The following is a 23,862-nucleotide window of genomic DNA, read 5'->3' on the forward strand; positions in this document are numbered from 1 at the left end:
CTCGTGGTTTTTCTTTTTAAGTAAAAGGAAGTAGAACAAATCTGGAGCCTTTCCTTCCGTATAAATAATAAAAAGCTCGCGTAATACGAGCTTTTTATTACTTCATATTCCCTCTTTGCTGACGTTTTCATCACAAAAGGAGAATTGCGAAAGGTTATTTGCTATTATTTAGCTTCTTGGAACTTTTTCTCTACTACGTCCCAGTTTACTACATTCCAGAAAGCACCGATGTAGTCTGGACGACGGTTTTGATAATTTAAGTAGTAAGCATGCTCCCAAACGTCTAATCCTAGGATAGGTGTTTTGCCTTCCATTACTGGAGAGTCTTGGTTTGGAGTTGAAGTAACTGCAACAGAATCGCCATCTACGATCAACCAAGCCCAGCCTGAACCGAAGCGAGTTGTAGCAGCTTTTGCAAATTCTTCTTTGAAAGCATCGAATGAACCGAATTTAGCTTCGATTGCAGCCTTCACTTCGCCTACAGGCTCTTTAGATCCGCCTGGAGCGATTAATTCCCAGAATAATGTGTGGTTAGCGTGTCCACCACCATTGTTGCGCACTGCAGTTTGTTTGTCTGCTGGAAGCGCATCTAGGTTAGCGATTAGTTCGTTGATGTCTTTGTCAGCGAATTCAGTGCCTTCTACCGCTGCGTTCAAGTTTGTTACATACGTATTGTGGTGCTTTGAATGGTGGATTTCCATTGTACGTGCATCGATATGTGGTTCTAATGCATCGTATGCATAAGTTAATTCTGGTAATTTGTAAGCCATGACAATTCCTCCTTGAAATAAATAAATATGATGCCATATCTAAAGTATCAAAATTTTGGGGGGCGTTCAACTAAAAAAGCCCTCGAAAATGGTAAATCAGCCTTTTGGCGGAAAACGACCAGTTAAATAACCAAGAAGAACAGAACAATCATAAGAGCCTGCAAGATTCCTTTTGTCACAACGGAGGTTAAAAATCCAACAAGTGAACCGACCCCAGCTTTCAGAGCCTGCTGCCATGATGTACGCGTGACAAACAGTTCAGCGATTACTGCTCCTAAAAATGGACCAATAAGAATGCCTAAAAACGGGATAACAAACGGGCCTATCAGGAGACCGATTGTACTTCCCCACATCCCAGCCTTCGTTCCGCCAAATTTCTTTACACCGACAAGGTTAGAAATTGTATCTGCGCCAAACAGCAGTGCAACAAACAAAATCTCAATCAACCAGAACCACCATGGCAAATCGCTGAAGCTATAAAATAATCCATACACAACAAATCCACCTAAAATAAATATAACCGATGGAATAATAGGATAAATCAGCCCTACAAATGCGACGACAAAAAATGCAATAATTAATATCCAAGCAATAATATCCATAATACCCTCCTTCTTTCTCTCAAATTACGTATGACCTTCTAAAAGGTTTCATGCAATGTCCATTTTCCTCCCGTCTTTTTCATGGTAAACTTTCGTTTGGAGGAGAAACGATATGAAACACTCACAATTATTCATCGACAGCTTAATCAACCCTAAAAAACTGGCCGCCTACCGAATTATGTCGATTGGAAGGGTCATTCAATACGTGTTCCTGCTTATTACCGTTGTAACCGTATTTTCATTCGGTCAATTCACTACCGGCTTTTCTGAGGACATTTTCAATATCGACGGTGTAGCGGACTATTTAGCTGATATCCAATGGCTGCTCTATCCGTTTGCTTTTGTCTTTTTGTTTATCATGACTTCCCTTCTTATTTTCGCACGTATAAGTTTATATGCACTAGCAGGCTATACGCTATTAAACGTTATGAAACGGCGCGGAGAGTATCGCCATATTTGGCGGACATCAGCTTTTGCGATAACATGGGCGACTCTATTATCTATTGTCTTTTCGTTTTTCCGGTTCTCGGATGTGTGGACAACCATGATAGGAATCTTTATCACAATGTTCTTCATAATCATCGCATTAACAAAATACCCAAAACAACCAAAGAAGTAAGCATGAATCTCTCACTCGCACATATAGTGTTGTGCAAGGGGGGATTTTTTTGCGCTTATTAGGCTGGACGATACTCATCTTTCTTATCGCTGCTGTTATTAAAATAGATTTACAGGAAGGAACGATGCCACTAACAAATTTCTATGAGGAGCCATGTACAGAAACCATAGAGTATGAAACCGTTCGCGTCAAAATCAGAGAAAAGGATACAATCTACAGCTTATTCGCAGCTACACCTTCTGTAACAAAGATCCCCGAATCAGAGAGACTTACGTTATTTTTTACGTACAACCCACATCTTCAAAATCAGCGCCTTATTCCCGGTGAGGAAGTTTTAATCCCGGTAAAACAAATAAATCGTTGTGAAAAATAATATTCTGGTCTTCTTTCTTGTCATTTACTTTCCGAGACTGATAAAATAGGGTACAGTGACGGTCTACATATGAGGGCCTGAAAAGGAGAGAAATGAAATGAGTGAAATCGTTCACCGTACAAAAACACGTCCTGTACGTGTCGGTAACTTAACGATCGGTGGCAATAACGAAGTCGTTATTCAAAGTATGTGTACAACTAAAACACATGATGTAGAAGCCACTGTAGCAGAAATTAAGCGTTTAGAAGAAGCTGGATGCCAAATCGTTCGTGTCGCTGTTCCAGATGAGCGCGCTGCTGATGCGATTGCTGAAATAAAAAAACAAATTAACATTCCGCTTGTAGCGGATATTCACTTTGATTACCGTTTAGCTTTAAAAGCGATTGAAAACGGGATTGATAAAGTTCGTATTAACCCAGGTAACATTGGACGCCGTGAAAAAGTAGAAGCGGTTGTAAATGCCGCGAAAGCAAAAGGAATTCCAATCCGTATTGGTGTAAATGCCGGCTCTTTAGAGCGCCATATCCTAGAAAAATATGGTTATCCAACTGCAGACGGCATGGTAGAGTCAGCACTCCACCATATCAAAATCTTAGAGGATCTTGATTTCCATGACATCATAGTGTCAATGAAGGCATCGGATGTAAACTTGGCAATTGAAGCGTATGAAAAAGCGGCAAAGGCTTTTGACTACCCTCTTCACTTAGGAATTACAGAATCCGGTACATTATTTGCCGGAACAGTAAAATCTGCTGCCGGTCTTGGTGCCATTCTTTCAAAAGGAATCGGTAACACGCTGCGTATTTCCCTTTCCGCTGATCCTGTGGAAGAAATAAAAGTTGCACGTGAGCTGTTGAAGTCGTTCGGACTTGCGTCTAATATGGCTACATTAATTTCCTGCCCTACTTGCGGACGTATCGAAATCGATTTAATTTCCATTGCAAATGAAGTGGAAGAATATATTTCAAAATTAAATGTACCATTGAAAGTAGCGGTGCTTGGATGTGCGGTAAACGGTCCTGGTGAAGCCCGTGAAGCAGATATTGGTATCGCAGGAGCCCGGGGTGAAGGTCTTCTGTTTATGAAAGGTAAAACTGTTCGTAAAGTACCGGAAGAAACAATGGTAGAAGAACTGAAAAAAGAAATCGATAAACTGGCTGCTGAAATGGCAGAAAAACGTGAAGCAGAAGCACAAGCACAAGCAAACGTTAATGCATAATAAGGAGGGATGATTCTAGTGGCTGCAAAATTAAAACCACGCTTTGGCATCGATATTGACGGTACGGTCACATGTCCTGCCACTCTCATTCCTCATATTAATAAGCAGTACAACGTCAACATTACGTTAGACGATGTAGTGGAATATGACTTTTTAAGTGCGTTTCCACATCCTGTTGACCGAACACAGTTTGATGCATGGTTTAAGGAAAATGAGCCTTCTATGTATGCTGTTAGTGAATTGGCAGCCGATGCAAAGAATATTTTAAGTGCTTGGAAAAACCGTTATGAGCTCTACTATATTTCTGCACGTGGGGAAAATGTTTTTGACATTACAACAAAATGGTTTCAGGAACAATGTGTGCCGTATGATCATATTGAACTGATCGGCAGTCATGATAAAATTGCGGCTGCCCGCTTGCATGAAGTAGATGCATTTTTTGAAGATAAGCATGATAATGCAGTTATGATTGCAGAGGAATTGAACATTCCTGTTATTCTGTTCAATACACCCTACAACCAATTAGCTGTGCCTTCAAATGTCATCCGTGTTAACAGCTGGCTTGAGGCAAACGACTGGATCCAAAAGAAATTCTAACAAAAAAGTGTAGAAAGCAGATGAATGTGCTTCCTACACTTTTTTACGTCATTACTAGGCTTGTCCTGCTAGTGGTCTGACAAATCTTCTCTTCAAACAATAATTAGGAAACCTTTCAGCAAACTACCTGTATTAGATTTCTAATATCCCTTTCCTCCACCGCTCAACAAAACTTTCAAATGTAATACCATACTTTTCATAAACTCCGTGATAAACGAAATATATCCCCAATTTGTCCAGCATTTCATCATCAATATGCATAACCCATTTCCCTTCCCATGTATTTTTTGAGAAACTAAAAAGTTGTTATACCAATCCTTGTTTTTGCTATTTCAGACCTTCCCTATTCCACATTGGGCTCACTGGAAAGTCCTCAGTCCCGTTATGTAAATATGTTGAAAAATAGTCACATAAAGTTGGGAAGTCACCATTTTTCCTGTTAAAAGATTTAGTAAGATAGATGTGAAAGATTTATGGAGTGTTGGAGGGGCGACGATGCGGAAAATTTTCATTTTATGCTCAGCTAGTATACTTTCGCTATATTTGGCAGGATGCTCTGATACAATGGCAGATATCAAAAATGCGGCATCGGGTATTAATGAGGCGGCTGACAAGGCGGCAACAGCTATTTCACAGGATGTCCATTCTATTCGAGCGATAGATATTTCATACAATGACCAAACCTTTACAGTGAACGATTTATTTAAATCCATTTTACGTGACGTCCAGTGGTATTATGAACGCAGTGGGGACAAAACTTATTTAAAGGTGACAGGCACTTGGCAGCCTGACTTGTTTGCCGCCTATGGCATTGGAGAAAATAATAAAAACGATCTTGCCCTCCACGGAGAAGTAACGGTAGTATTAGAAGTGGAAAATCATATAATTCAGGAAGAAGCTGCAAGTGTAACTGTGCTCTATCATGGGGACACATTGCTGGCTGAAAATGGTCAGGAAATATTACATTATTTATATGACTACTACACAACAAGCTAAGCTTTTTAGCTTATTATTCAGATGGAGGTTTTACCATGGCATTATTTTTTATCAAGCATAAACACGGCATTCACGAAATCACAGATGTAAAAAAACATAAAACAAATGTGGAGCTTCGTACAGTGACAGGCGAGGTATTACATATTATCGTTATTACAGATGAACAGTATACTGTATATGACGACCGATTTGCTGGTGCATCCAAAAGGCTGAATTCTATTGAAGCATACGATATTGAAGGCAATTTCCGCAATATTGATTTTGACAATATGCGTACCTTGTTCACGAATGCTTTTTCCCAGCTGTTAGATACATTGGCTCAATTCGTTGGGTCAAACCAGCTCGTCGATTTAGATAGCATCCGACATGAAGTAAGCGATCATAATAAAGGTTTACAGTTTAAAATTATTACTGATCCTCAAAACTACTAGTTTTACGTTTAATACACCTCCTAAAGGGAAGAGTCTTAAGACCGAAACTTTAAGGAGGTTTTTTACATGGCAAATTTATCAGATAAGATGAAAGGTGCAGGTAATAAACTAAAAGGCGAGGCAAAAGAGAGTCTCGGAAAAGCGACAAACGACCCACAGCTTCGTGCAGAAGGCCGTTTAGACCGTTTACGCGGTGAGGCACAGGAAGAAGTGGCCGAGATGAAAGATAATCTCTTACATGAGGACGATGAGCTTCAACGTAGAAACAAATAAACTATAAAATGACAAGGAATGCAGGAAAGATACATCAATCTTTCCTGTTTTTCTTTTATTTTATTCTATTTTTTTTTGAATATCCCTCTTTTCACCTGCATATAAAGAGGTATAATATGTAAATAGTTGCTTACATTTACTACGGTATTCGACATCGTTTTCATTATTATTGTAGGGGGACACTGAATGTCTATTCACAATACTATGCCCCTATCAAGAGAAGAGCTGTTTAGTTCTCTTTGTAGTATGGCGAAACAATATAGTACAGGCGTTGCTATTTTAGATGCCCATCACCCACACCGCCCTTTCGTCTATTATAATGAGCCGTTTGCAGCATTGACGGGATATGATGAAACTGAATTAATCGGTAAGAATCTATCTTGCTTTGCTGGTTTAAAAACTGCAGCGGATCTTTTAGCGGAGCTAGATTATCACGTAAAACATGCATTACCATACGAAACATCCGTTATTCATTATCAAAAAGATGACAGTCCCTTTTGGCATGAGTTAGTAACCCATCCTATGTGCGATCAGGAGGGTGCCGCTCAATATATTATGGTGCATAGTAAAGATGTAACATATGAGAAGCTATTTAAAATGCTGTCTAAACTTGAACATGAAGTCTATCTGGAAATCGAAAAAGGTGATTCTCTTTCACATATTTTGCAACTAATTACAACTCAGATTGAAACGTATTATACACGCAATATATATTGTTCGATTCACTTAATGAAGGACAATATTTCTATGACGGCCGAGGCAAGCGGTACCCTCCCGTTAGAAATTGCAAATGTCCTTTATTGCCTGGAGTTAAACTCCATGATGAACGGAAACGGAAATGCTATTTTTGTAAAGCAGTTCACAAAGAAAGAACTGGCTGCTGCAAAGAAAATAGCACAGGGTCCTTTAAAAATGGAAATTAACCATTGTTGGGGCAAGCCGATTTGCGGCACAGCCAATGAAGTAATCGGTTCTATTACGATGTACTTCGATAAGGAACCAAACATTAAGTCTATTGAGATAGAGTTTCTAAATCGGCTTGTACCGCTTATTTCATTATCCATTAAATATATTGCCCAAACACAACAGCTCCGTCAGCTTGCCTATTTTGATTCTGAGACAAAGCTGCCGAATCTTCATTATTTCCATACCGAAATGGAAAGTTGGATGGAACAGGGCGAAAGAGGGCTCATCATTATCATCCAGCCTGGTGAATATTCAAGCATTGTTGATGTATATGGCCGCAGCGCAGGAGACGAGATTCTACGCCAGATGGTTGAACGGCTTCAGGAGCATACATTGAAAGAAGGCAAAGAATTTATCGCTAAGTTTTCGAACTCCTGTATTGTTTTTGCGAGTAATAGAGGCTTTGACCAGCCAGAATTATACGAGTCTAGAATCCGCCAGCTGACAAAGGAACCATTCCTTATACTGGAGAAGGAGTTTTATATTACTTTAAAGATTGGTATGACTCATTTTTCTCCAAATAGCCAATTGGACGAAGTGATCCGCCAGGCGGACACGGCTCTTTCTAGATCCCGGCAGATATCAGGGACCAATGTAGCGTTTTTTGAAGAGCAGAATGATGTAAAATTGCAGTTAGAGATGGATGTGCGGAATCAACTCACATACGGCCTTCAGCACAAAGAGTTTTATGTGGTACTGCAGCCTAAAATCAATATCAATACTTTGGAGATTGAAGGTTTTGAAGCACTTTGCCGCTGGAATAGCCATATGCTGGGCCCTGTCTCCCCTGCCGTGTTCATCCCGCTTGCTGAGCAGACAGGGAAAATCAAAAAGATTGATGAGCTTGTTATGAAGCAGGTGTTAAGATGGCAGCGAAAGAGACTTGATAGTGATGAAAAAACAGTGCCGATTGCTATTAATATTTCCCCTGTTCACTTTTATGAGGAGCGCTTTGTTAAACAGGTTGTCAATTTGATTAAGCGCTATAGAGTACCTCCTCATCTAATTAAATTAGAAGTGACAGAAAGCATGGAGCTGGTTGATTTTTCAAAGGCGAAGGAAATCCTTTCAGAGCTGCGGCAACATGGTATTGAATGCTCGATCGATGATTTTGGCGTGGGCTTCTCGTCGCTCAGCTATTTGCAGCAGCTTCCCTTCCGTGAAATCAAAATCGACCGCAGCTTCATCAATGCAATGGATAATCCGGGCATGCATGCAGTAGTGCATACCATTGTGCAATTGGCATCGAATCTGCAGATGAACGCTGTCGCTGAAGGTATTGAAACACCTGAACAATTTGAAAGCCTGAAAAAAATGGGCTGTCATACTGGGCAAGGCTACTACTTCCATAAACCGCTCGATTTAAAGGATGCTGCAAAATTAATTAACTAGAAAGACAAATCAGCTCTGCGTAATTAAAAAGACCATTCCATGTCTAACCGGAATGGTCTTTCTTATAAATAGCTTATGATTGTCTCTACTTTCAGTAAAGAAGAGACTGCCGAAAGAATAATTCAGCAAGCTTATCGGACAGCCTGGGGTGCGTATATCCCGTGTTTTTAATTTACAGTTGGAGAAATATCAGCCGCAATGAAGGCTACAAGATCATTAAGATTCTCTGCATTTACTCCATGTCCATCCGGGTAAGATTTAAACGTTACATCAGCTCCGAAATCTTTAAAGAAAGCAGCGCTGCCTTCTCCCCATTTGAAGGGGAAATCAAAGTCATATTCCCCATGCGAAATGAAGATTTTTGATTTATCCATCGGAAGCTTGTTATATTCTACTGCTACAAATTCCGGAATATAACCGGATAATGCTGCTGTTCCACGGATAGCACTTCCCATTATAAGGGCCAGTGTTTGTGCTACAACTGCACCCTGGTTGAAGCCTACCACATAGATTTTTTCGATATCAAGATCATATTCGGCAATAGCTTCAAAAATGAATGACTGTGTAAATTGAATGACTTTATCAAACACTTCACGAGTCGGGAAGCCTTCCTCTTCAAATGTATAAAAGGCATAGCCTGGGCTGTGCTTGATTGGTCCCTGCAGGCTGAAAATGTGGCAGTTGCCCTCAAATGCTCCAACAAGCTGAAGCAGATCCTGTTCATTGCTTCCTAAGCCGTGAAGCAGAAAGATGGCAGGTTGTTTTTCCGCACTGGCTGCCGGTGCTTTATGAATAAATGTATATGGTGATTGCATATATAATTCCTCCTACAATAATTCCATTTGATTTACGGCCTGGTCTGCATGATAAGCTACATAGCCGTCAATAATTCGTAATGTTTCTTCAAAGTCTCCTTCAAGCAAGGTTCTAGCATCTTTTTGCATTGTTACATATGTTAAAAAGTCATAGCGTAAGGAATGCTCGACAGAAGCGTAAGCATAGTCATAAACGACAGCTTCTTCCGTCACTTGAAGCGCCTTGTATTGACTATGGAATAACTTTGTATAGTCGTCCATCTTTTCCCCGATTGCTTGGCGGATGCGCATTTGCTGCGTCATAGCTTCATTTTCTACATAGGACATCTTCGGCACCTGCCCCAGCCCGTATGTATCTCTCATGATTTTGTTCCATGCTGCTTTATTTTCAACAAAATAAGTGATATTCAACATTAATCGGTCAAAATAGTCCACTTCATCTTTAGCAGATGATTTCTTTGTCAGGATATTCTCTTTGATTACTTTTTCAAATTGCTTACTGTCTGCTTTAGCAGTTAGCTGGACAAATATAATTTCGATATAGCGATTCACTTGCTGCTGTGTTGTATTTTCCACTGTTTTCACTTCCCTTGCTACTGTTGCATTTGCCATTATTATCGTACCATTCATTTGCAATTTAGGCACTTGTTAATGTCTTTTTTCTTCTCTATTTAGCTTTCCCCGCTCTTCACGTATAATCTTGTCTAGTTGTGAATTTTAAGAATATATTGTAAAATCATCTTCATACTTACTCATTGGAAAGGATTTAGTGAAATGGAAACGCAATACATAGCCACACCGGACACATTTCGCCAAGGTGTAAAGGACTGTCTTCCTACCTTACTTGGCTATGTCAGTATAGGACTGGCATTTGGTGTCGTGGCAACTACTTCGAATTTATCAATAATGGAGATTTTTTTGTTATCCTTGCTCGTGTATGCGGGGTCTGCCCAATTTATCTTCTGCGGCCTGTATTTGGCCGGCGCTCCTGTAACTGTAATTATTTTAACAACGTTTATCGTCAATCTGCGACATCTTCTCATGTCTCTTACCGTTGCCCCTTATTTTACTAAGTATTCATCAATACGCAATGTCGGCTTTGGGACACTATTGACTGATGAGACATTCGGTGTGGCCGTCACAAAAATCGCGCAGGAAAACCGCCTCGGCGGCAAATGGATGGACGGATTGAATATTACGGCTTATTCAACATGGGTAGCAGCATGTACAATTGGCGGTCTCCTCGGGAAATGGCTGCCCGATGCAGAGAGCTGGGGGCTAGATTATGCGCTCGCTGCAATGTTTATTGCACTCCTCGTGCTGAATCTGGCAAGCAGCCCCCGCCATCAGATTATGCGCTACCTGAAGTTGATCGGCATTATGGCACTAACCCTATACTGCCTGCTTTACTTCATGCCAGGACATCTGGCTGTACTTATTGCTACAGTCATTGTCGCAACGATAGGAGTGATGACAGAATGACGACATCTGTCAATATGCTGCTGCTGCTGCTTGGGTGTGCACTGGTAACCTGGCTGCCGCGGATTATTCCTTTTTTATTCGTAAAAAGCGTCGAGCTGCCTAATGTAGTGCTGCGCTGGTTGAAATACATACCCATTTGTATATTAAGTGCTCTTGTTTTTGAAAGTATGTTTGAGGAGAAAGGCCATTTTGTTGTGATTAATAGCTTTTATTTTTTCGCTGCCATTCCGACACTTGCAATAGCAGTATGGACAAAAAGCCTCTCTAAAACAGTACTAGTAGGAGTGGCCTCTATGGCGCTTCTACGACTGTTTTTCGAATAATAACTAAACATTTAAGCATTTTTCATCATAAAGCAAGCGGCGCTTAAGCGGCGCCGCTTCCTTTTTAAAGATTGTCGATTTTTCAGCTGGTTATTACTATGAAAAAGTTATTGAAACAGATAATCTCTCATCGTTTCGAACGTATTGTCAATTGCAGCCTTGAGAGATTTTTGTTCCTTTCTTAAGGAAGCCTGAGCCTTCTCTAATGTAATTAACGCATTTTCCAAAAACATTTCTTTTTGCAGGTCCTTATATAGCGTTGTCAGTACGAGTGCTTTATTCCAATACCAGCGTGCATTTACGGAATCTAATTCAATAGCGCGTTCCAGATAACCTAATACCTCAAAGGGAGGATAGCTGAAGCGGTTCATAGTTTGCGCTGCAATACCGTAGTATACAGCTTTATTTGGATTATATTTCACTGCCTGAATCAAACAGTGGACACTTTCATCATAATGATGAGCAAATAAGAATAGCTGCCCTTGTGTAAAAAGGGACATTGCTTTTTCTTCCTCACTTCCTTCTTTAGCTGTACATTCTAATTCCTTTATACGTGCTGAAAAAGATTCTTCATCTTTGATTGTTCGAATAGCATACACTTCATCCATTTCTGGATAAGTTTCATCCGCACGTTCTACGCTTTGTCCTTCCTTCTTTGTATAGCTCGGAATCCCCGGCACTCCGAACCGTTCAAACAATGCGATAAACTGCTTGGCTGCCTCTCGCTCGGGTGCAACTTCCTTTACCTGCTTAGCCGCTTTTAGGCTTCGATGGACTTCCCCATTATAAAAATACTGTTCCATTTCATGCATATGATAAACTCCTTTGTATAGGTCATAATGTGTAAAGTATATCATGCTTCCTTCTCTCCACGGCCTCTATCATCAGAATACTATTTACTCTTATAAAATTCAGCTAAAAACTTAGCAGTGAATATACATTCGATAGATATGTCCGCATAATGACAAAAAGGCATGACACCATTTTGACAAATGGCTCATGCCTATATTTATACTAAGCTATCCTTCCCGTTCTTTATTACTTCCGGAATTCCGTACCATACTCGAGTCACAGTCTCTGCTTCTTTGAACAACCGTTGGTACACCCTGCCACAAGCATCACGGATGAAGCGCTGTTCCTTTTCAATAGGCACGATGCCCCGCCCAATATCCGTGCAAATACAAATTACATTTGATCTTTTCTGCAGGCTCTTCAGTTCAGCAACAATCATTTCCGCAATCTCTAACTCGTCATAATGGCTATAAGACACTACAAGCTTTTCGAAATCTGAAATGATGACATATTCCTGGTTTGGAACTATTCCGGTTGGAATCTCACCCTCATATATTACATAAGAGCAATTTCCTAGTTGTTTTAAAACATAGTTTCGCTTACCGTTATAGGCGCCTCCGATAATGACATGCATGTCTTTCCCTCCTCCCAGCTTACTGTATACATTGTTCGATGAGCAGCATGAACCTCATGGAATTTCTTTTCAAAACAGGATGCCAGGATGAGCTTAATAACGCCCCCATGAACGATAAATACTGCGTCGGAATATGCAGCGGTAATTTCCTGGAATGCAGTCAGTACTCTATGCTGGAAGGCTGCAAAGCTCTCTCCTCGAGGCGGTGTCGCTTGAAAAGGATCATCAATCCATGAACGGTAATGGGGAAGATACTGCAGATCTTCATAAGTTTTCATCTCAAAATCTCCAAAGTGCAGCTCTCGTAATCGTTCATCTGCTACAAAAGGTACATCGGGAAAATAACAGGATGCCGTCTGTCTGCAGCGCAGCAAATCGCTTCCGAATACAACAGCCGGTGTAACAGAAATATTTGCCTTCACCCGTTGAATAATCGGCTGATCCGTCCAGCCGATATAGCGCCTCTCTATATTTGCCTGTGTCAGCTCATGTCTTACAAGATGCACAGTAGTACGAACCATAAAACCAACTCCGCCCATTCAAAAATTGCTCCGAGTAAATCACCCGAAATCCCACCGAAATTTCGCTTTGCCCAAGACCGATACACACCTGTAAAAACTAACAATACTCCACAAAGAATCAGCAGGATCCAGTTCTGCAGCGCAATCGCTAATGCTAAAATGACAATAAAATAGGTAATAGTCATCCATAAAAGTGTCTGTTCATTCACCGTCTTTTTAAAATAACTTGCAATCCCTGTTTCTTTTGATGGGTTCGTTGTGATAAACACTAAAATTACAGCTTGTCTTGAGATAAAAGGGACAAGTATGATGTAAAGAAACGGAACGCCACGCAGCAACAGCTCATATAATATGCCGATTTTTAATATGACAAACAGCACGAGCGTCATAGCCCCGAATGCACCGATTCGGGGGTCATCAAGAATTTCCAATCGTTTCTTTTGATTCCTATAGGAGAAATATGCATCTCCCGTATCGACCACACCATCCATATGGAGGCCGCCTGTCGCCAGGAAATGAATAACCACCATTAAAATAGCAGTGAATAATGGTGATAATGAAAAATATGTATCATTTACTGTTAAAAAAATCGCCTGAAGTGCGCCTATCCCTAATCCAATCAGTGGTATGGCACCATACATAATCGTTGCTGACTTGGCATTCATCTTAAATGCTTTCCTTATTGGAAGTGCTGTGAAAAATTGCAGGGAGAGCACTAAGCCTGTTAATACTTGCTTCAACCTTTCCACCTCTTCGCCATTCCGTAGTCCAATTCATAAGCCTCATCACAGAAGGCAACCAACCACTGATTCAGCTCTCCTAAAAGCTGCTGATAATTTCCTGTGAATTCATATTCTGAAATTCCAGCGTCAAGTACTTCATTTGATACAACTACAACCGTTATCCCCTTTTCCCGCCAATCATTCAACTGTCTCTTTAATTTCTCTAACATGTCTTCTACAGGCAGGCTTTCTACCAAGATATTTGTCAGCCACGTAGTAATGCAGTCCCATAGCAGTATATGCCCCTTATGTAATCGGCTAAAAGCATTTGGGAAGCAGTCTGGAACTTCCAGCGTCAACCATGATTCCTGTCTGCGATCCCATTGGTGCCGGTGAATTCTCTTCTGCATTTCTTCATCAAATGCTACCCCCGAAGCAATATAAACAGCCTGGCAATTTTGTTTATACCACTTAATGTATTCTTCGGCAAATGCGCTTTTTCCGCTGCGTACGCCGCCTGTTATAAATATGCACTTGCCTCTCACCTGCTCTCCCCCCTTCCTATCCTTTGACTGTAGCACATTACGGCCGTACAATCATTAACCTAAGATGAAAAACTAGAATAACAATACTCTTTTTCAGCATACTAACATCTTTACATTTTCAGATCATTCTACCTTTACACGCGCCTATATAACAATAGTTTATCCTCTTTATTCTAATAAAAAAAAGAGACTCCGTTTTCGAAGTCTCTTTCCTTATGTAGCTTCTTACAGCTTGTTGATTAATGCATATAAAGTATCTTTCAACTCATCGTCATGGTTGCTTAAGTCTACAAGATTCGCCAGGCGTTCATGAAGAATTGGGCGCTCGATTACTAATTGCTCGTGAAGTACTTGGGCAATTAATTCAATGAATAGCTCGTTGCGGATTCGTAAACCCTCTTCTAAGCGTGCCTCTGTAATATGACCTTCTTTAACTTTCTTTGCCATTTTACTACCCCTCCTAATATTTATGCATACTCATTTTAGCATAACAACCCGGAGTTTTGGCAACTTTATTAGAAAATAATCGGAAGCATTGCTTATTTCACTGGCAATTCGGGCACTTCCCATATATTTCAAATTTGTGTGCTTCTACAACATAGCCCGGCAGTTTTTCCCCAAGTAAATCCATTGGGCATAGAGAAAGTTCCTTAACGTTCCCACAGTCTCTACAAATAAAATGGTGATGATGATGGTCAGACTCGCAATGCATACGGAAGTTGCGCTCGCCGTTCAACTCTGTTTCTTCTAATATGCCAAGCTCTACAAACGTCGCCAAATTGCGATAGATTGTGTCAAAACTCATTCCCGGAAACTGAGGTTTTAGTACTGTCAAGAGATCTCGTGCCGTCAGATACTTTGTCGTTTCTGAAAACATATTGAGAATTAGCTCCCGCTTATCTGTTTTTTTATAGCCATTCTCCTTCAAAATTTCCCAAGCTCGTGTGATATTCATTATCTACACTCCTTTTGCAGAAAATTGGACGAATAATTTTTTCGCTAAAATAACAATAAGTAAAATTACAATCGATGTTACGACTATTGTCCCACCTGGTGCCAAGTTTAAATAAAACGCACTGACTAGCCCAATCACGACTGACAGCTCACCAAAAATGATGGAGTAAAGTATCGCTTCCTTGAATCCTCTAGCGAGTCGCATTGCTGCTGCGACAGGTAATGTCATCAGACTTGATACAAGAAGAATACCGACAATCCGCATACTTGCGGCAATGACAAGTGCTACAACAATCATGAATAATAAGTGAATCCATTTTGCAGGCAGACCGCTTGCCTTAGCGTATTCTTCATCAAACGATAGGACAAATAATTCTTTAAAAAAGATAGATAAAAAGATAAATACAATAATCGCGATTGCTGCAATAACAGCAAAATCTTGTCTAGATACGGCTGAAACTGATCCAAATAAATAGCTCATCAAATCCGTATTGAAACCACTTGCCAGTGAAATGAAGATAGCACTGATTCCTAAACCGCCCGACATAATAATCGGAATGGCTAATTCCTCATAATGCTTGTATAGACGGCGCAGCCGTTCAATCAGCATTGAACCTCCGACAGATGCAACAATTCCTAAATAAATTGGATTTAATAAGGCCAGTGCAGAAAATGTCTGGCTTAAATAAAGGCTCCCCGCAATCCCGGCTAATGTTACATGTGATAATGCATCCGCAATGAGAGATAGACGCCGTACCACAATAAATACACCTAATAGAGGGGCAATAATGCCGATGATCATCCCGGAGAAAACGGCGTTCTGTAAAAATTCATAATTCATTAATGCTTCAATCATATGCGCACTCCTTAGTGTATCTTTCGTACCGCATGTCCGTACCAAGCATCGAGCTCGTCCTGACTAATCGCGTCAAAATCATTTTTATAGCCATGGAAGTGGATTGTCTGATTTAGGCAAGCCACATGGCTGATACGGTTTGAAACAGTATCTACATCATGTGTTACGAGAATCATTGTAATATTTTGTTCCTCGTTCAACTTAGCCAGCATATCATAAAATGCTTGCACATTTTCATGATCTATACCGACAGTTGGTTCATCCAGAATAAGCAGCTTCGGTTCAGCAACTAGTGCCCGAGCAATGAATACTCGTTGCTGCTGACCGCCTGATAATTGGCCGATATTTCGTTTGGCGAATTGCTCCATTCCCACGGCCTTTAATGCTCTGAAGATGCGCTCATCCCTGTCCTTTGGCAGTCGCTTAAAAAGCCCTGTTTTCTTTGTCAACCCGGATTTTACTACTTCCTGTACTGTTGCGGGAAAACCAGAGTTAAAAGCATTAGACTTCTGAGAAACGTATCCGATCATCTCCCGATTTTTAAAATTACCCGCCGATTTGCCAAACAGTTCAATTTCGCCGCTCATTGGTTTAAGCAGCCCTAGAATGAGCTTAAGCAGCGTTGATTTTCCTGATCCATTGGGACCTAGCAGAGCTAGGAAATCGCCTTCTTCTACTCGAAAGGAAATATTTTTTAATACCTGCGTATAGTCATACTGGAACGATACATTTTTCAGTTCAATAATTGTCTTTGTCATTGATTTCTCTTCTTTCCAATTCAAAATCATTACGATTTACAATTTTTTAGTATAAGTGAATTTACGTTCTTTGTAAAGGTTTTACGCTTGAAAGGATGAGGTTATGAAAAAGCTAGAATTATTCCGCTTTTTAATGGAAGGTCCAACACGTGAAGTTCAGCAGTTTCTAAAAGATAATGGTGTCGATTTGAGAAAAAGCGAAATTAAGAAATTACGAGAGGTTTTTCAGAATGCCCAGGCAAGCTGGTTGTTTACAGGGGTTCCGGAATCCGTGATCAAAAAAGCCGAAAGTATTGTTGGTGCTGAAAGAGTCCAGCAATTCCTGAAACAAATACAATAAAGGGCAATCCGAAAAGTGAAAACTTTTCGGATTGCCCTTTGCTTCTTGTTTAAAATTAATATTTAAATTTTAGAGCCTGCATACGCATTTTTGTTTTTTTAATACATTTTCATGTATTGCTCCCGTTCCCAAGGATGAACAGTCGTGCGGAACATATCATATTCGATTTCTTTTGCCTCTTTGAAATTTTCGTAGATATGCTCTCCCAGTCCAGCGATAACAACTTCATCTTTTGACAGTGCTTCTAATGCTGCATCTAATGAAGGAGGGAGATTATCAATACCATGCTGTTTGCGTTCTTCTGTATTCATTACGTAAATATTACGATCTACTGGCGCTGGAGGTGTCAGCTCATTCGCTACCCCATCAAGACCGGCTTCTAAAATAACAGCCATTGCTAAGTATGGGTTAGCTGATGGATCAACAGAACGCAGCTCAATACGAGTTGACAGCCCGCGAGAAGCTGGAATACGAATAAGCGGTGAGCGGTTCTGTGCAGACCATGCTACATAACATGGCGCTTCATAGCCAGGAACCAGACGCTTGTAGGAGTTTACTGTCGGATTAGTAATTGCCGTGAATCCGTGTACGTGCTTTAGTACCCCTGCCATAAAGTGACGTGCAGTGTCGGATAATTGCAAATCTGCTTTTTCATCATAAAAAGCGTTCTCCTCTCCCTTGAAAAGAGAAAGGTTGAAATGCATCCCCGAGCCATTGACTCCAAACAATGGTTTTGGCATAAATGTCGCATGCAGACCATGCTTACGCGCAATTGTCTTTACAACAAGCTTAAATGTCTGGATGTTGTCACATGCTTCTATTGCATTTGCATATTTAAAGTCGATTTCGTGCTGCCCAGGTGCTACCTCATGGTGAGAAGCTTCAATTTCAAAACCCATTTCTTCAAGTTCGAGAACAATATCACGACGGCAATTTTCACCAAGGTCTGTCGGTGCAAGGTCAAAATAACCTCCGTCATCATTTAACTCCAATGTCGGCTGCCCTTTTTCATCTAATTTAAATAAGAAAAACTCTGGTTCCGGCCCTAAATTAAACCCTGTAAACCCTAAATCCTCCATCTTCTTCAGTACACGCTTTAAGTTAGAACGCGGGTCTCCTTCAAATGGCGTTCCGTCCGGACGAGCGATATCACAGATCAGTCGTGCTACCTTCCCTTTTTCTGCTGTCCACGGGAAGATCATAAATGTATCGTAGTCTGGTCGAAGATACATATCTGATTCTTCAATACGCACAAATCCCTCGATAGATGAACCGTCAAACATCATTTTATTGTCTAGTGCTTTTTCTAATTGGCTGACAGGGATTTCTACATTTTTGATTGTTCCTAAAATGTCAGTGAACTGCAAACGAATAAATTTCACTTGTTTTTCAATTACGAGCTTTTGAATATCCTCTTTTGTGTATTTTCCTTTTTTCTCTACTTGTACTGTCATATTCTTATCCCCCTAATATATGTAAACTCTATAAATGCTGCAGTTCCTTTTGGACAATTGACCGAAAATCCAATTCATCCAAATCCATTCCGCGGAATGTACGTTTTTTTGCTTCCTTTTTTAGAGCAAATATTTTTTTAATGCCTGCTATATTGATACCTTGCTCCAGCAGTTCCTGAATTTCCAGTAATTCATCAATATTATCGAGACTGAACATGCGGCGATTTCCCTCTGTACGTTCTGGTATAATCAGCTCGTGCTCCTCGTAATAGCGAATTTGTCTTGCGGTTAAATTCGTCAATTGTATGACTGTGCTGATTGGAAGGACCGGCATAGCTCTTCTAACTTGTTTGAACATTTACATCACCTCGCCTTTCACATTTTTAACAATAATACATGTAAGCTCTGACAGCAACGAAATGTTAGTTTTTATAACATAGCTCTTTTCGAACAATTTTATCTATTTTTGATATCAATAAGGTAAACCCTGCTCTATCAATACTTCAAAGGACTGTTTATGTTTGCCTTCGCAATCATTCAACATTTTTTCAGACGAATTTTTGTCACATTTTCACGCAAAAAAAAATCGAACTGATTGAGCTAGCCAATCAATTCGATTTCTTGTTAATAATGATTTATGATATGCGACACAACAGCATCTATACCTGTAATAGTAGAGTTTCTTTGATTCTCCGTCATAATGGAGAAAATATAGGTCTTACCTGACTTTGCCTTTACATAACCCGACAAAGTGTAGACACCTGTAATATGCCCCGTTTTTGCGGCAACCCGGTATTGATAAGCAGAAAGCGTAAATCGCGTACGCAGCGAACCGCCTACGAGCCGGTTATTTGCCCCTCCAAGCGGTAATGAGCTGTAATACGTGTCATATGCCTGCATTCCACGTGCATGATAGAGAAGTGCCGTAAAGCCATTTGGAGAAATCCGATTTTGATGGGACATCCCTGAACCGTCTTCAAATGACCAGTTTTCCATGTCTAAGCCGATTGATTCACCATACTCCAGCAGAACTTTTACCCCTGTCTGTGTATCCCCTTTTCCATAGGCTTCTACACCCAAGGTCTTTACAAAAATATCTGCCATGCTGTTATTACTTAATTTCATAAAGGCAGGGAACATCTCTTTTAAAGTACGAGACTTCACTGTGTAAATACGTGTAGCTCCCTGAGGAACGGCTCCTCTCCCAATAGCCGGTGTCTTTGCAAAGACAATACCGCGATCTTTCATCGCTTGCTGCATTGCATACATGGTATTAATGGTTGGATTGTTGACGCTAACCCATTCCTTTACGGAGCTTCCTGCTGGGATATTTCCTGAAATGACAACTTGACTTGTCCCGTATTTCCGTTTGATTGACAATGTATTACGCGTTCCTTTACTGCCTGTTGTTGCATTATTAGAAAGCGTCATACCCATCGTATTTGGCAATGCTTGAACAGCTGGCTTTTTTCCTGCCGTTCCGCCAGTCACCTGCACTATAATTGTCCCTGCGTCAAAATCGTCATTTGGTGACAGAACAAGCCCAGTTGTTCGAGCAGCAAAATAATCGCTTTCATCTTCTGCAGCAATCCCGGGAGTCAACTGCTCACCAGTAAAAATTCGTTCATCTCCATAAAGATTGCCGTTCACCTTATGAATACCATAATTTTTCAAAGCTGTGGCAAATGTAGTCAATTGACTGTATTGCAGAGTCGGGTCCCCACTGCCTTTTAAATAAACATTACCATTCAATATGCCATTTGACATATAGCCATCTATGTATAACGTAGTCTCATAACGGTAATTCTCCCCTAACAAGGACAGGGCAGCTGCTCCCGTCAGCAGCTTCATATTCGATGCTGGTTTCCTTGCGGTATTTCCATAATACTCATACATTATTTGGCCCGTATCCCCGTCTCTTACGGAAACTCCTACTCCTGCATTGCCTAAGCTTTTGCTAACAGCCCCACTCAGGTTCATAGATGCATCTACCTGCGAAGGCATCCATACCGATATAAAGGCCATGACAAACGTCAGTACAGCAATTAAAATTTTCTTTTTCATATCATCCCTCCAGCTTTACTATACCATCTATCGGTGGAAATTTTTCAAGAAAAATACACACCTTTACTCCTCTTCCCAAAATGCAGTTCATACTAACCTTATCCTAACCATTCTGTACAATTTTATAGGTATATAAGCTTCCAGCTAAAGAACACATACAAAATAAAAGATCGAAAATACCTGATAACGGCACTTTCGATCATCTAAAAAAGTTAATTATTAAAATTATAAGCTCTGCACCTAAACATGTGCTTTTTCCCTTTGGCAAGAACGGATTTCAGGATTGAGCCGAATTATAAATTCAGAAGGCCCTCTTTTTCTCCCCGGAGCACTTCTATTTCTTCAGGGCGAAATACGCCATCGCGAAGCATGGCAATTTCCGCTTTGTACGGTGCCTTTTTATTTTTCGAATCTGTTCCGACAAAAGGTGTTTCTAAAATTTTTGGGATATGCAACAGTTGTGGGTGATGCACAATATACTTCAATGCTTCAAAACCGATTTCACCAAAACCGATGTTTTCATGACGGTCTTTAGCAGCCCCGCGGACATTTTTTGAGTCATTGATATGCAATACTTTCAGGCGGTCTAGACCTACGATTTTATCGAATTCATTCAGTACTCCGTCAAAATCCTCTATGATGTTATAGCCACCGTCATGTATGTGACAAGTATCCATACATACTGATAGACGCTCATTATGTGTGACTCCGTCAATGATACGAGCCAGTTCATCAAATGTTCGGCCAATTTCGGAGCCTTTACCCGCCATTGTTTCCAGGGCAATTTGTACCGGCTGTTCATCCGTCAGTACTTCATTCAGCCCTTCTACAATTTTAGCGATACCCGCATCCACTCCTGCCCCAACATGAGCGCCTGGATGCAAGACAATTTGAGTTGCCTCAAGGGCAGCTGTGCGTTTGATTTCCTCCTGAAGGAAATTAACACCTAATTCAAATGTTTCAGGCTTTGTTGTATTACCAAGATTAATGATATAAGGTGCATGCACAACAATATTTGATATGCCATTATCTTTCATATGAAACAGCCCGTTCATAATATTCAATTCGGCAATCGATTTACGGCGCGTATTCTGGGGAGCACCCGTATAGATCATAAATGTATTAGCACCATAAGAAAGAGCCTCTTCACTGGCACCTAACAGCATTTTCTTTCCACTCATCGAAACGTGTGAACCAATCAGCATTTGCTACTCCTCCTAAAAATAGAAAAGCCGAGGATCGGCTTTTCCATTAAATATCTTTTTTTATTTTTTTCCGCGGTTTTTTATGCGGCGTTCGCGTTTTTTGATTTTATCCATTTCCCACTTCATCGCACGCTTGTAACCCGGCTTAACCTTTTTCGGCTTACGAACTAACGCCTTAGCCTTTAAGTCAATTTCATTTTCATGCTTCACACGGTTTTTACGTTGATGACGGTCTTTTAGATCCGTCCATTCACCATTTTTCACATCTCTTTGCACAAATGGAATACCCATTTTTTCAACTCGAGCCAGTGCATCTTCATCCTCAGGCTGGTAAAGCGTAATTGCCGTTCCTTTATTCCCTGCCCGTGCTGTTCGGCCAACACGGTGGATAAAGAATTCAAGATCTTCCGGTATTTCATAATTAATTACATGGGAGATTCCTTGAATATCGATGCCGCGTGCAGCAAGGTCTGTCGCTACAATATATTGGAACTCTAGATCACGGATTTGTTTCATCATTTTTTTACGATCGCGTGGACTTAAATCTCCGTGAATTTGACCTGCCCGTACACCTTGCTCAGCCAAGTATCCGGCGACATGCTCAGCCGTCTTACGCGTATTACAGAAAATAACCGCCAAGAACGGATTAATCCCTTTAATAACGTCCATTAAACGTGAATTACGAGACTTTGAACGTACAGGAACCAGCACAAACTCAATATTTTCTGCTACAGGCCGCTTATCATTCATCTGAATATGAACAGGAGAGTCCATATACTTCTTCAAGAAAGGTTGAAGCTTCTCAGGAATAGTTGCAGAGAAAACGAACATTTCCAGCTTTTCCGGCATGTGAGAGGCAAAGCCGTCGATATCTTCGATAAAGCCCATATCAAACGCAAGATCTGCCTCATCTACTACTAATATTGGGGCTGTATGCACAAGAAGTGCGCCTTCTTTCACCAAGTCTTTAATACGCCCTGGCGTTCCTACCACAATATGAGGCTGTGTTTTTAATTTATCGATAGAACGTTGTTTATCTGTTCCGCCTATAAACAGTTTTGCCTGAATATTTGTTTTTTCAATCAGCTGCTGAAGCGCATCAAAAATCTGCTGCGCAAGTTCACGCGTAGGAGATGTGATCACCGCTTGTACTTCCTGTCTTCCCTCTTCAATCCGTTCGACAATCGGTAATAAAAAGCTATGTGTTTTTCCTGTACCCGTATGTGCTTGTCCAATCGCGCTTTTTCCTTTTAATACGAGCGGAATCATTTCTTTTTGAATTGGTGTCGGTTCTTTAAAACCCAGTTCTGCAATGGCGTCCTGCAAAAATGGTTTAAGTTGATAATCTGTGTATTTTGACATTTACTCACTCCTCTAACATCTTTCCTATTGTAACATGAAACGGACATTTAGTAGACCATTTGCATATGATAGCTTTAATCAAGCATTGCGTCAATTATTAATGCGAACGAAAGGAGAAAAGCATGTATCCGTTTTATCGAAACAATCCATATCGAATGCCGATGGGTCCCCCGAATATGCCCAATAATATACCGAATATGCCGCAAATGCCACAGATGCCTCAAATGCCGAACATGGGGAACATGCCAAATATGGGTAATATGCCGAACATGCCGAACATGCCGAACATGGGCAACATGCCGAATGCGGCTGGGGCAGTTGGAGCTGCTGGAGCGCTTGGAGCTGCTGGAGCAGCCGCCTCACCATCCCGAATCGAGCAATTTTTACAATCTACAGGTCAGTTTATGCAAACTGCACAAACGTATGCCCCATATGTTCAACAGGCTATGCCAATGCTAAAAAACCTACCTGCTCTCTTCAAACTATACAAAGGATTCCAAAGCATGCCTGATGTATCCGCAACAAATTCAGCAACTACTGCCGCAACCTCCGCTGCAGCTGGAGCACCAGGTTCCTCCTTTAGCAGCTCTGCTTCACGCTCAAGAAGTCAGCCTGTAGATAACACACCTAGACCTTCTCTCCCAAAAATCTACCAACCATAACAGGAGGCCTCCTTTCGAGACCTCCTTTTTTACTTTCCTCACCTACTGACCGTTTCCGCTTTATAAATAGTTTCTTTGTATTAATGAACAGCCTCCGTTATAATGAAAGAGACAAGCTTGAAAGGAGTTCGAAGC

At 40.8% G+C, this 23,862-nt stretch carries 30 protein-coding genes; 12 read left to right on the forward strand and 18 right to left on the reverse strand.

The genetic code is table 11. The features are described from left to right. Positions 1 to 164: 164 nt before the first annotated feature. On the reverse strand, positions 165 to 770 hold the full coding sequence (locus AA0Y26_RS14215) for a superoxide dismutase (RefSeq protein WP_413362743.1): 606 nt from the start codon (positions 768 to 770) through the stop codon (positions 165 to 167). 122 nt (positions 771 to 892) lie between these two features. Next, on the reverse strand, positions 893 to 1,372 hold the full coding sequence (locus tag AA0Y26_RS14220; RefSeq protein ID WP_413362744.1) for a DUF456 domain-containing protein: 480 nt from the start codon (positions 1,370 to 1,372) through the stop codon (positions 893 to 895). Between the two features lie 112 nt (positions 1,373 to 1,484). Between AA0Y26_RS14220 and AA0Y26_RS14225 the strand changes: the two genes are divergently transcribed. The 8 genes from AA0Y26_RS14225 to AA0Y26_RS14260 all read left to right on the forward strand — a co-directional run bounded on the left by AA0Y26_RS14225 (position 1,485) and on the right by AA0Y26_RS14260 (position 8,238). Next, positions 1,485 to 1,991, forward strand: coding sequence for a DUF1189 family protein (locus AA0Y26_RS14225; protein WP_413362745.1), 507 nt, complete (start codon positions 1,485 to 1,487; stop codon positions 1,989 to 1,991). Between the two features lie 49 nt (positions 1,992 to 2,040). After that, positions 2,041 to 2,364 (forward strand): hypothetical protein, encoded by a 324-nt coding sequence (locus AA0Y26_RS14230; protein WP_413362746.1) that lies wholly within the window; start codon positions 2,041 to 2,043, stop codon positions 2,362 to 2,364. Between the two features lie 97 nt (positions 2,365 to 2,461). Then, complete coding sequence (gene ispG / locus AA0Y26_RS14235) at positions 2,462 to 3,583, forward strand: flavodoxin-dependent (E)-4-hydroxy-3-methylbut-2-enyl-diphosphate synthase (protein WP_413362747.1); 1,122 nt, start codon at positions 2,462 to 2,464, stop codon at positions 3,581 to 3,583. A gap of 18 nt (positions 3,584 to 3,601) precedes the next feature. Further along, a complete protein-coding gene (locus AA0Y26_RS14240) occupies positions 3,602 to 4,180 on the forward strand; it encodes a hypothetical protein (RefSeq protein WP_413362748.1) in 579 nt (192 codons plus the stop codon). A gap of 495 nt (positions 4,181 to 4,675) precedes the next feature. Further along, positions 4,676 to 5,176, forward strand: a complete 501-nt coding sequence (locus AA0Y26_RS14245; RefSeq protein WP_413362749.1) for a 23S rRNA methyltransferase — start codon at positions 4,676 to 4,678, stop codon at positions 5,174 to 5,176. Between the two features lie 35 nt (positions 5,177 to 5,211). Continuing rightward, entirely contained in the window at positions 5,212 to 5,607 is a 396-nt protein-coding gene (locus AA0Y26_RS14250; protein WP_413362750.1) for a hypothetical protein, read from the forward strand. A gap of 66 nt (positions 5,608 to 5,673) precedes the next feature. Continuing rightward, the gene (locus AA0Y26_RS14255; RefSeq protein ID WP_413362751.1) at positions 5,674 to 5,880 is read left to right on the forward strand and encodes a CsbD family protein; all 207 of its coding nucleotides are present in this window, start codon (positions 5,674 to 5,676) and stop codon (positions 5,878 to 5,880) included. A gap of 186 nt (positions 5,881 to 6,066) precedes the next feature. Beyond that, entirely contained in the window at positions 6,067 to 8,238 is a 2,172-nt protein-coding gene (locus AA0Y26_RS14260) for an EAL domain-containing protein (RefSeq protein WP_413362752.1), read from the forward strand. 167 nt (positions 8,239 to 8,405) lie between these two features. Here the strand turns inward: AA0Y26_RS14260 and AA0Y26_RS14265 are convergent, their stop codons facing one another. Next, entirely contained in the window at positions 8,406 to 9,053 is a 648-nt protein-coding gene (locus AA0Y26_RS14265) for an alpha/beta hydrolase (RefSeq protein ID WP_413362753.1), read from the reverse strand. A 12-nt stretch (positions 9,054 to 9,065) separates the two neighbouring features. After that, complete coding sequence (locus tag AA0Y26_RS14270; RefSeq protein WP_413362754.1) at positions 9,066 to 9,683, reverse strand: DNA helicase; 618 nt, start codon at positions 9,681 to 9,683, stop codon at positions 9,066 to 9,068. A 144-nt stretch (positions 9,684 to 9,827) separates the two neighbouring features. Between AA0Y26_RS14270 and AA0Y26_RS14275 the strand changes: the two genes are divergently transcribed. Both AA0Y26_RS14275 and AA0Y26_RS14280 read left to right on the forward strand, forming a co-directional pair. Beyond that, complete coding sequence (locus AA0Y26_RS14275) at positions 9,828 to 10,535, forward strand: AzlC family ABC transporter permease (protein WP_413362755.1); 708 nt, start codon at positions 9,828 to 9,830, stop codon at positions 10,533 to 10,535. After that, positions 10,532 to 10,858, forward strand: a complete 327-nt coding sequence (locus AA0Y26_RS14280; protein ID WP_413362756.1) for an AzlD domain-containing protein — start codon at positions 10,532 to 10,534, stop codon at positions 10,856 to 10,858. Before AA0Y26_RS14275 ends, AA0Y26_RS14280 begins: the two co-directional genes overlap by 4 nt. A gap of 107 nt (positions 10,859 to 10,965) precedes the next feature. Here AA0Y26_RS14280 and AA0Y26_RS14285 read toward each other — a convergent pair whose 3' ends face one another. The 9 genes from AA0Y26_RS14285 to AA0Y26_RS14325 all read right to left on the reverse strand — a co-directional run bounded on the left by AA0Y26_RS14285 (position 10,966) and on the right by AA0Y26_RS14325 (position 16,640). Continuing rightward, positions 10,966 to 11,670, reverse strand: coding sequence for an O-linked GlcNAc transferase (locus tag AA0Y26_RS14285; RefSeq protein WP_413362757.1), 705 nt, complete (start codon positions 11,668 to 11,670; stop codon positions 10,966 to 10,968). A gap of 197 nt (positions 11,671 to 11,867) precedes the next feature. Further along, positions 11,868 to 12,284, reverse strand: coding sequence for a bifunctional adenosylcobinamide kinase/adenosylcobinamide-phosphate guanylyltransferase (locus AA0Y26_RS14290; protein ID WP_413362758.1), 417 nt, complete (start codon positions 12,282 to 12,284; stop codon positions 11,868 to 11,870). After that, positions 12,233 to 12,805 (reverse strand): histidine phosphatase family protein, encoded by a 573-nt coding sequence (locus tag AA0Y26_RS14295; protein ID WP_413362759.1) that lies wholly within the window; start codon positions 12,803 to 12,805, stop codon positions 12,233 to 12,235. The genes AA0Y26_RS14290 and AA0Y26_RS14295 overlap by 52 nt, the downstream gene beginning before the upstream one ends. Beyond that, positions 12,778 to 13,545: an adenosylcobinamide-GDP ribazoletransferase gene (gene cobS, locus AA0Y26_RS14300; RefSeq protein WP_413362760.1), complete on the reverse strand. Its 768-nt coding sequence runs from the start codon at positions 13,543 to 13,545 to the stop codon at positions 12,778 to 12,780. The genes AA0Y26_RS14295 and cobS overlap by 28 nt, the downstream gene beginning before the upstream one ends. Continuing rightward, positions 13,542 to 14,072 (reverse strand): bifunctional adenosylcobinamide kinase/adenosylcobinamide-phosphate guanylyltransferase, encoded by a 531-nt coding sequence (locus tag AA0Y26_RS14305; protein WP_413362761.1) that lies wholly within the window; start codon positions 14,070 to 14,072, stop codon positions 13,542 to 13,544. The genes cobS and AA0Y26_RS14305 overlap by 4 nt, the downstream gene beginning before the upstream one ends. Positions 14,073 to 14,297: 225 nt before the next feature. After that, the gene (locus AA0Y26_RS14310) at positions 14,298 to 14,519 is read right to left on the reverse strand and encodes a phosphate-starvation-inducible protein PsiE (RefSeq protein ID WP_413362762.1); all 222 of its coding nucleotides are present in this window, start codon (positions 14,517 to 14,519) and stop codon (positions 14,298 to 14,300) included. 97 nt (positions 14,520 to 14,616) lie between these two features. Then, positions 14,617 to 15,027, reverse strand: coding sequence for a Fur family transcriptional regulator (locus AA0Y26_RS14315; protein ID WP_413362763.1), 411 nt, complete (start codon positions 15,025 to 15,027; stop codon positions 14,617 to 14,619). 3 nt (positions 15,028 to 15,030) lie between these two features. Continuing rightward, positions 15,031 to 15,882, reverse strand: coding sequence for a metal ABC transporter permease (locus AA0Y26_RS14320; protein ID WP_413362764.1), 852 nt, complete (start codon positions 15,880 to 15,882; stop codon positions 15,031 to 15,033). Positions 15,883 to 15,893: 11 nt separating this feature from the next. Continuing rightward, positions 15,894 to 16,640 carry a metal ABC transporter ATP-binding protein gene (locus tag AA0Y26_RS14325; protein WP_413368225.1) on the reverse strand — a complete coding sequence of 249 codons (747 nt, stop codon included), beginning with the start codon at positions 16,638 to 16,640 and terminating at the stop codon, positions 15,894 to 15,896. A gap of 103 nt (positions 16,641 to 16,743) precedes the next feature. On the opposite strand from AA0Y26_RS14325, the gene AA0Y26_RS14330 reads away from it, so the two are divergent. Next, a complete protein-coding gene (locus tag AA0Y26_RS14330; RefSeq protein ID WP_413362765.1) occupies positions 16,744 to 16,980 on the forward strand; it encodes a hypothetical protein in 237 nt (78 codons plus the stop codon). Between the two features lie 98 nt (positions 16,981 to 17,078). Here AA0Y26_RS14330 and glnA read toward each other — a convergent pair whose 3' ends face one another. From glnA to AA0Y26_RS14355, 5 genes are all read right to left on the reverse strand, one after another. Next, positions 17,079 to 18,434: a type I glutamate--ammonia ligase gene (gene glnA / locus AA0Y26_RS14335; RefSeq protein ID WP_413362766.1), complete on the reverse strand. Its 1,356-nt coding sequence runs from the start codon at positions 18,432 to 18,434 to the stop codon at positions 17,079 to 17,081. Positions 18,435 to 18,462: 28 nt separating this feature from the next. After that, on the reverse strand, positions 18,463 to 18,792 hold the full coding sequence (locus AA0Y26_RS14340) for a MerR family transcriptional regulator (RefSeq protein ID WP_413362767.1): 330 nt from the start codon (positions 18,790 to 18,792) through the stop codon (positions 18,463 to 18,465). Positions 18,793 to 19,058: 266 nt separating this feature from the next. Further along, positions 19,059 to 20,498, reverse strand: a complete 1,440-nt coding sequence (gene dacB, locus AA0Y26_RS14345) for a D-alanyl-D-alanine carboxypeptidase/D-alanyl-D-alanine-endopeptidase (protein ID WP_413362768.1) — start codon at positions 20,496 to 20,498, stop codon at positions 19,059 to 19,061. 293 nt (positions 20,499 to 20,791) lie between these two features. Next, on the reverse strand, positions 20,792 to 21,703 hold the full coding sequence (locus AA0Y26_RS14350; RefSeq protein WP_413362769.1) for a deoxyribonuclease IV: 912 nt from the start codon (positions 21,701 to 21,703) through the stop codon (positions 20,792 to 20,794). A 60-nt stretch (positions 21,704 to 21,763) separates the two neighbouring features. Beyond that, positions 21,764 to 23,065 carry a DEAD/DEAH box helicase gene (locus tag AA0Y26_RS14355; protein ID WP_413362770.1) on the reverse strand — a complete coding sequence of 434 codons (1,302 nt, stop codon included), beginning with the start codon at positions 23,063 to 23,065 and terminating at the stop codon, positions 21,764 to 21,766. Positions 23,066 to 23,187: 122 nt separating this feature from the next. Between AA0Y26_RS14355 and vrrA the strand changes: the two genes are divergently transcribed. After that, positions 23,188 to 23,727 (forward strand): VrrA/YqfQ family protein, encoded by a 540-nt coding sequence (gene vrrA / locus AA0Y26_RS14360; protein WP_413362771.1) that lies wholly within the window; start codon positions 23,188 to 23,190, stop codon positions 23,725 to 23,727. The last annotated feature ends 135 nt before the right edge of the window (positions 23,728 to 23,862 follow it).

Origin of the sequence: Lysinibacillus canaveralius (assembly GCF_047301505.1) — a bacterium.
GTDB lineage: Bacteria > Bacillota > Bacilli > Bacillales_A > Planococcaceae > Lysinibacillus_B.

Bases quoted from the DNA above. Each gene is read 5' to 3' on its own strand.
- AA0Y26_RS14315 (WP_413362763.1), bottom strand. From the start codon at position 15,027: ATGAATATCACACGAGCTTGGGAAATTTTGAAGGAGAATGGCTATAAA.
- AA0Y26_RS14265 (WP_413362753.1), bottom strand. From the start codon at position 9,053: ATGCAATCACCATATACATTTATTCATAAAGCACCGGCAGCCAGTGCG.
- AA0Y26_RS14255 (WP_413362751.1), top strand. From the start codon at position 5,674: ATGGCAAATTTATCAGATAAGATGAAAGGTGCAGGTAATAAACTAAAA.
- AA0Y26_RS14250 (WP_413362750.1), top strand. From the start codon at position 5,212: ATGGCATTATTTTTTATCAAGCATAAACACGGCATTCACGAAATCACA.
- AA0Y26_RS14330 (WP_413362765.1), top strand. From the start codon at position 16,744: ATGAAAAAGCTAGAATTATTCCGCTTTTTAATGGAAGGTCCAACACGT.
- AA0Y26_RS14340 (WP_413362767.1), bottom strand. From the start codon at position 18,792: ATGTTCAAACAAGTTAGAAGAGCTATGCCGGTCCTTCCAATCAGCACA.
- AA0Y26_RS14225 (WP_413362745.1), top strand. From the start codon at position 1,485: ATGAAACACTCACAATTATTCATCGACAGCTTAATCAACCCTAAAAAA.
- AA0Y26_RS14270 (WP_413362754.1), bottom strand. From the start codon at position 9,683: ATGAATGGTACGATAATAATGGCAAATGCAACAGTAGCAAGGGAAGTG.
- AA0Y26_RS14350 (WP_413362769.1), bottom strand. From the start codon at position 21,703: ATGCTGATTGGTTCACACGTTTCGATGAGTGGAAAGAAAATGCTGTTA.
- glnA (WP_413362766.1), bottom strand. From the start codon at position 18,434: ATGACAGTACAAGTAGAGAAAAAAGGAAAATACACAAAAGAGGATATT.
- AA0Y26_RS14290 (WP_413362758.1), bottom strand. From the start codon at position 12,284: ATGCATGTCATTATCGGAGGCGCCTATAACGGTAAGCGAAACTATGTT.
- AA0Y26_RS14355 (WP_413362770.1), bottom strand. From the start codon at position 23,065: ATGTCAAAATACACAGATTATCAACTTAAACCATTTTTGCAGGACGCC.
- AA0Y26_RS14275 (WP_413362755.1), top strand. From the start codon at position 9,828: ATGGAAACGCAATACATAGCCACACCGGACACATTTCGCCAAGGTGTA.
- AA0Y26_RS14320 (WP_413362764.1), bottom strand. From the start codon at position 15,882: ATGATTGAAGCATTAATGAATTATGAATTTTTACAGAACGCCGTTTTC.
- AA0Y26_RS14220 (WP_413362744.1), bottom strand. From the start codon at position 1,372: ATGGATATTATTGCTTGGATATTAATTATTGCATTTTTTGTCGTCGCA.
- AA0Y26_RS14285 (WP_413362757.1), bottom strand. From the start codon at position 11,670: ATGCATGAAATGGAACAGTATTTTTATAATGGGGAAGTCCATCGAAGC.
- AA0Y26_RS14245 (WP_413362749.1), top strand. From the start codon at position 4,676: ATGCGGAAAATTTTCATTTTATGCTCAGCTAGTATACTTTCGCTATAT.
- AA0Y26_RS14215 (WP_413362743.1), bottom strand. From the start codon at position 770: ATGGCTTACAAATTACCAGAATTAACTTATGCATACGATGCATTAGAA.
- vrrA (WP_413362771.1), top strand. From the start codon at position 23,188: ATGTATCCGTTTTATCGAAACAATCCATATCGAATGCCGATGGGTCCC.
- AA0Y26_RS14295 (WP_413362759.1), bottom strand. From the start codon at position 12,805: ATGGTTCGTACTACTGTGCATCTTGTAAGACATGAGCTGACACAGGCA.
- AA0Y26_RS14325 (WP_413368225.1), bottom strand. From the start codon at position 16,640: ATGACAAAGACAATTATTGAACTGAAAAATGTATCGTTCCAGTATGAC.
- AA0Y26_RS14280 (WP_413362756.1), top strand. From the start codon at position 10,532: ATGACGACATCTGTCAATATGCTGCTGCTGCTGCTTGGGTGTGCACTG.
- AA0Y26_RS14260 (WP_413362752.1), top strand. From the start codon at position 6,067: ATGTCTATTCACAATACTATGCCCCTATCAAGAGAAGAGCTGTTTAGT.
- ispG (WP_413362747.1), top strand. From the start codon at position 2,462: ATGAGTGAAATCGTTCACCGTACAAAAACACGTCCTGTACGTGTCGGT.
- dacB (WP_413362768.1), bottom strand. From the start codon at position 20,498: ATGAAAAAGAAAATTTTAATTGCTGTACTGACGTTTGTCATGGCCTTT.
- AA0Y26_RS14310 (WP_413362762.1), bottom strand. From the start codon at position 14,519: ATGGCAAAGAAAGTTAAAGAAGGTCATATTACAGAGGCACGCTTAGAA.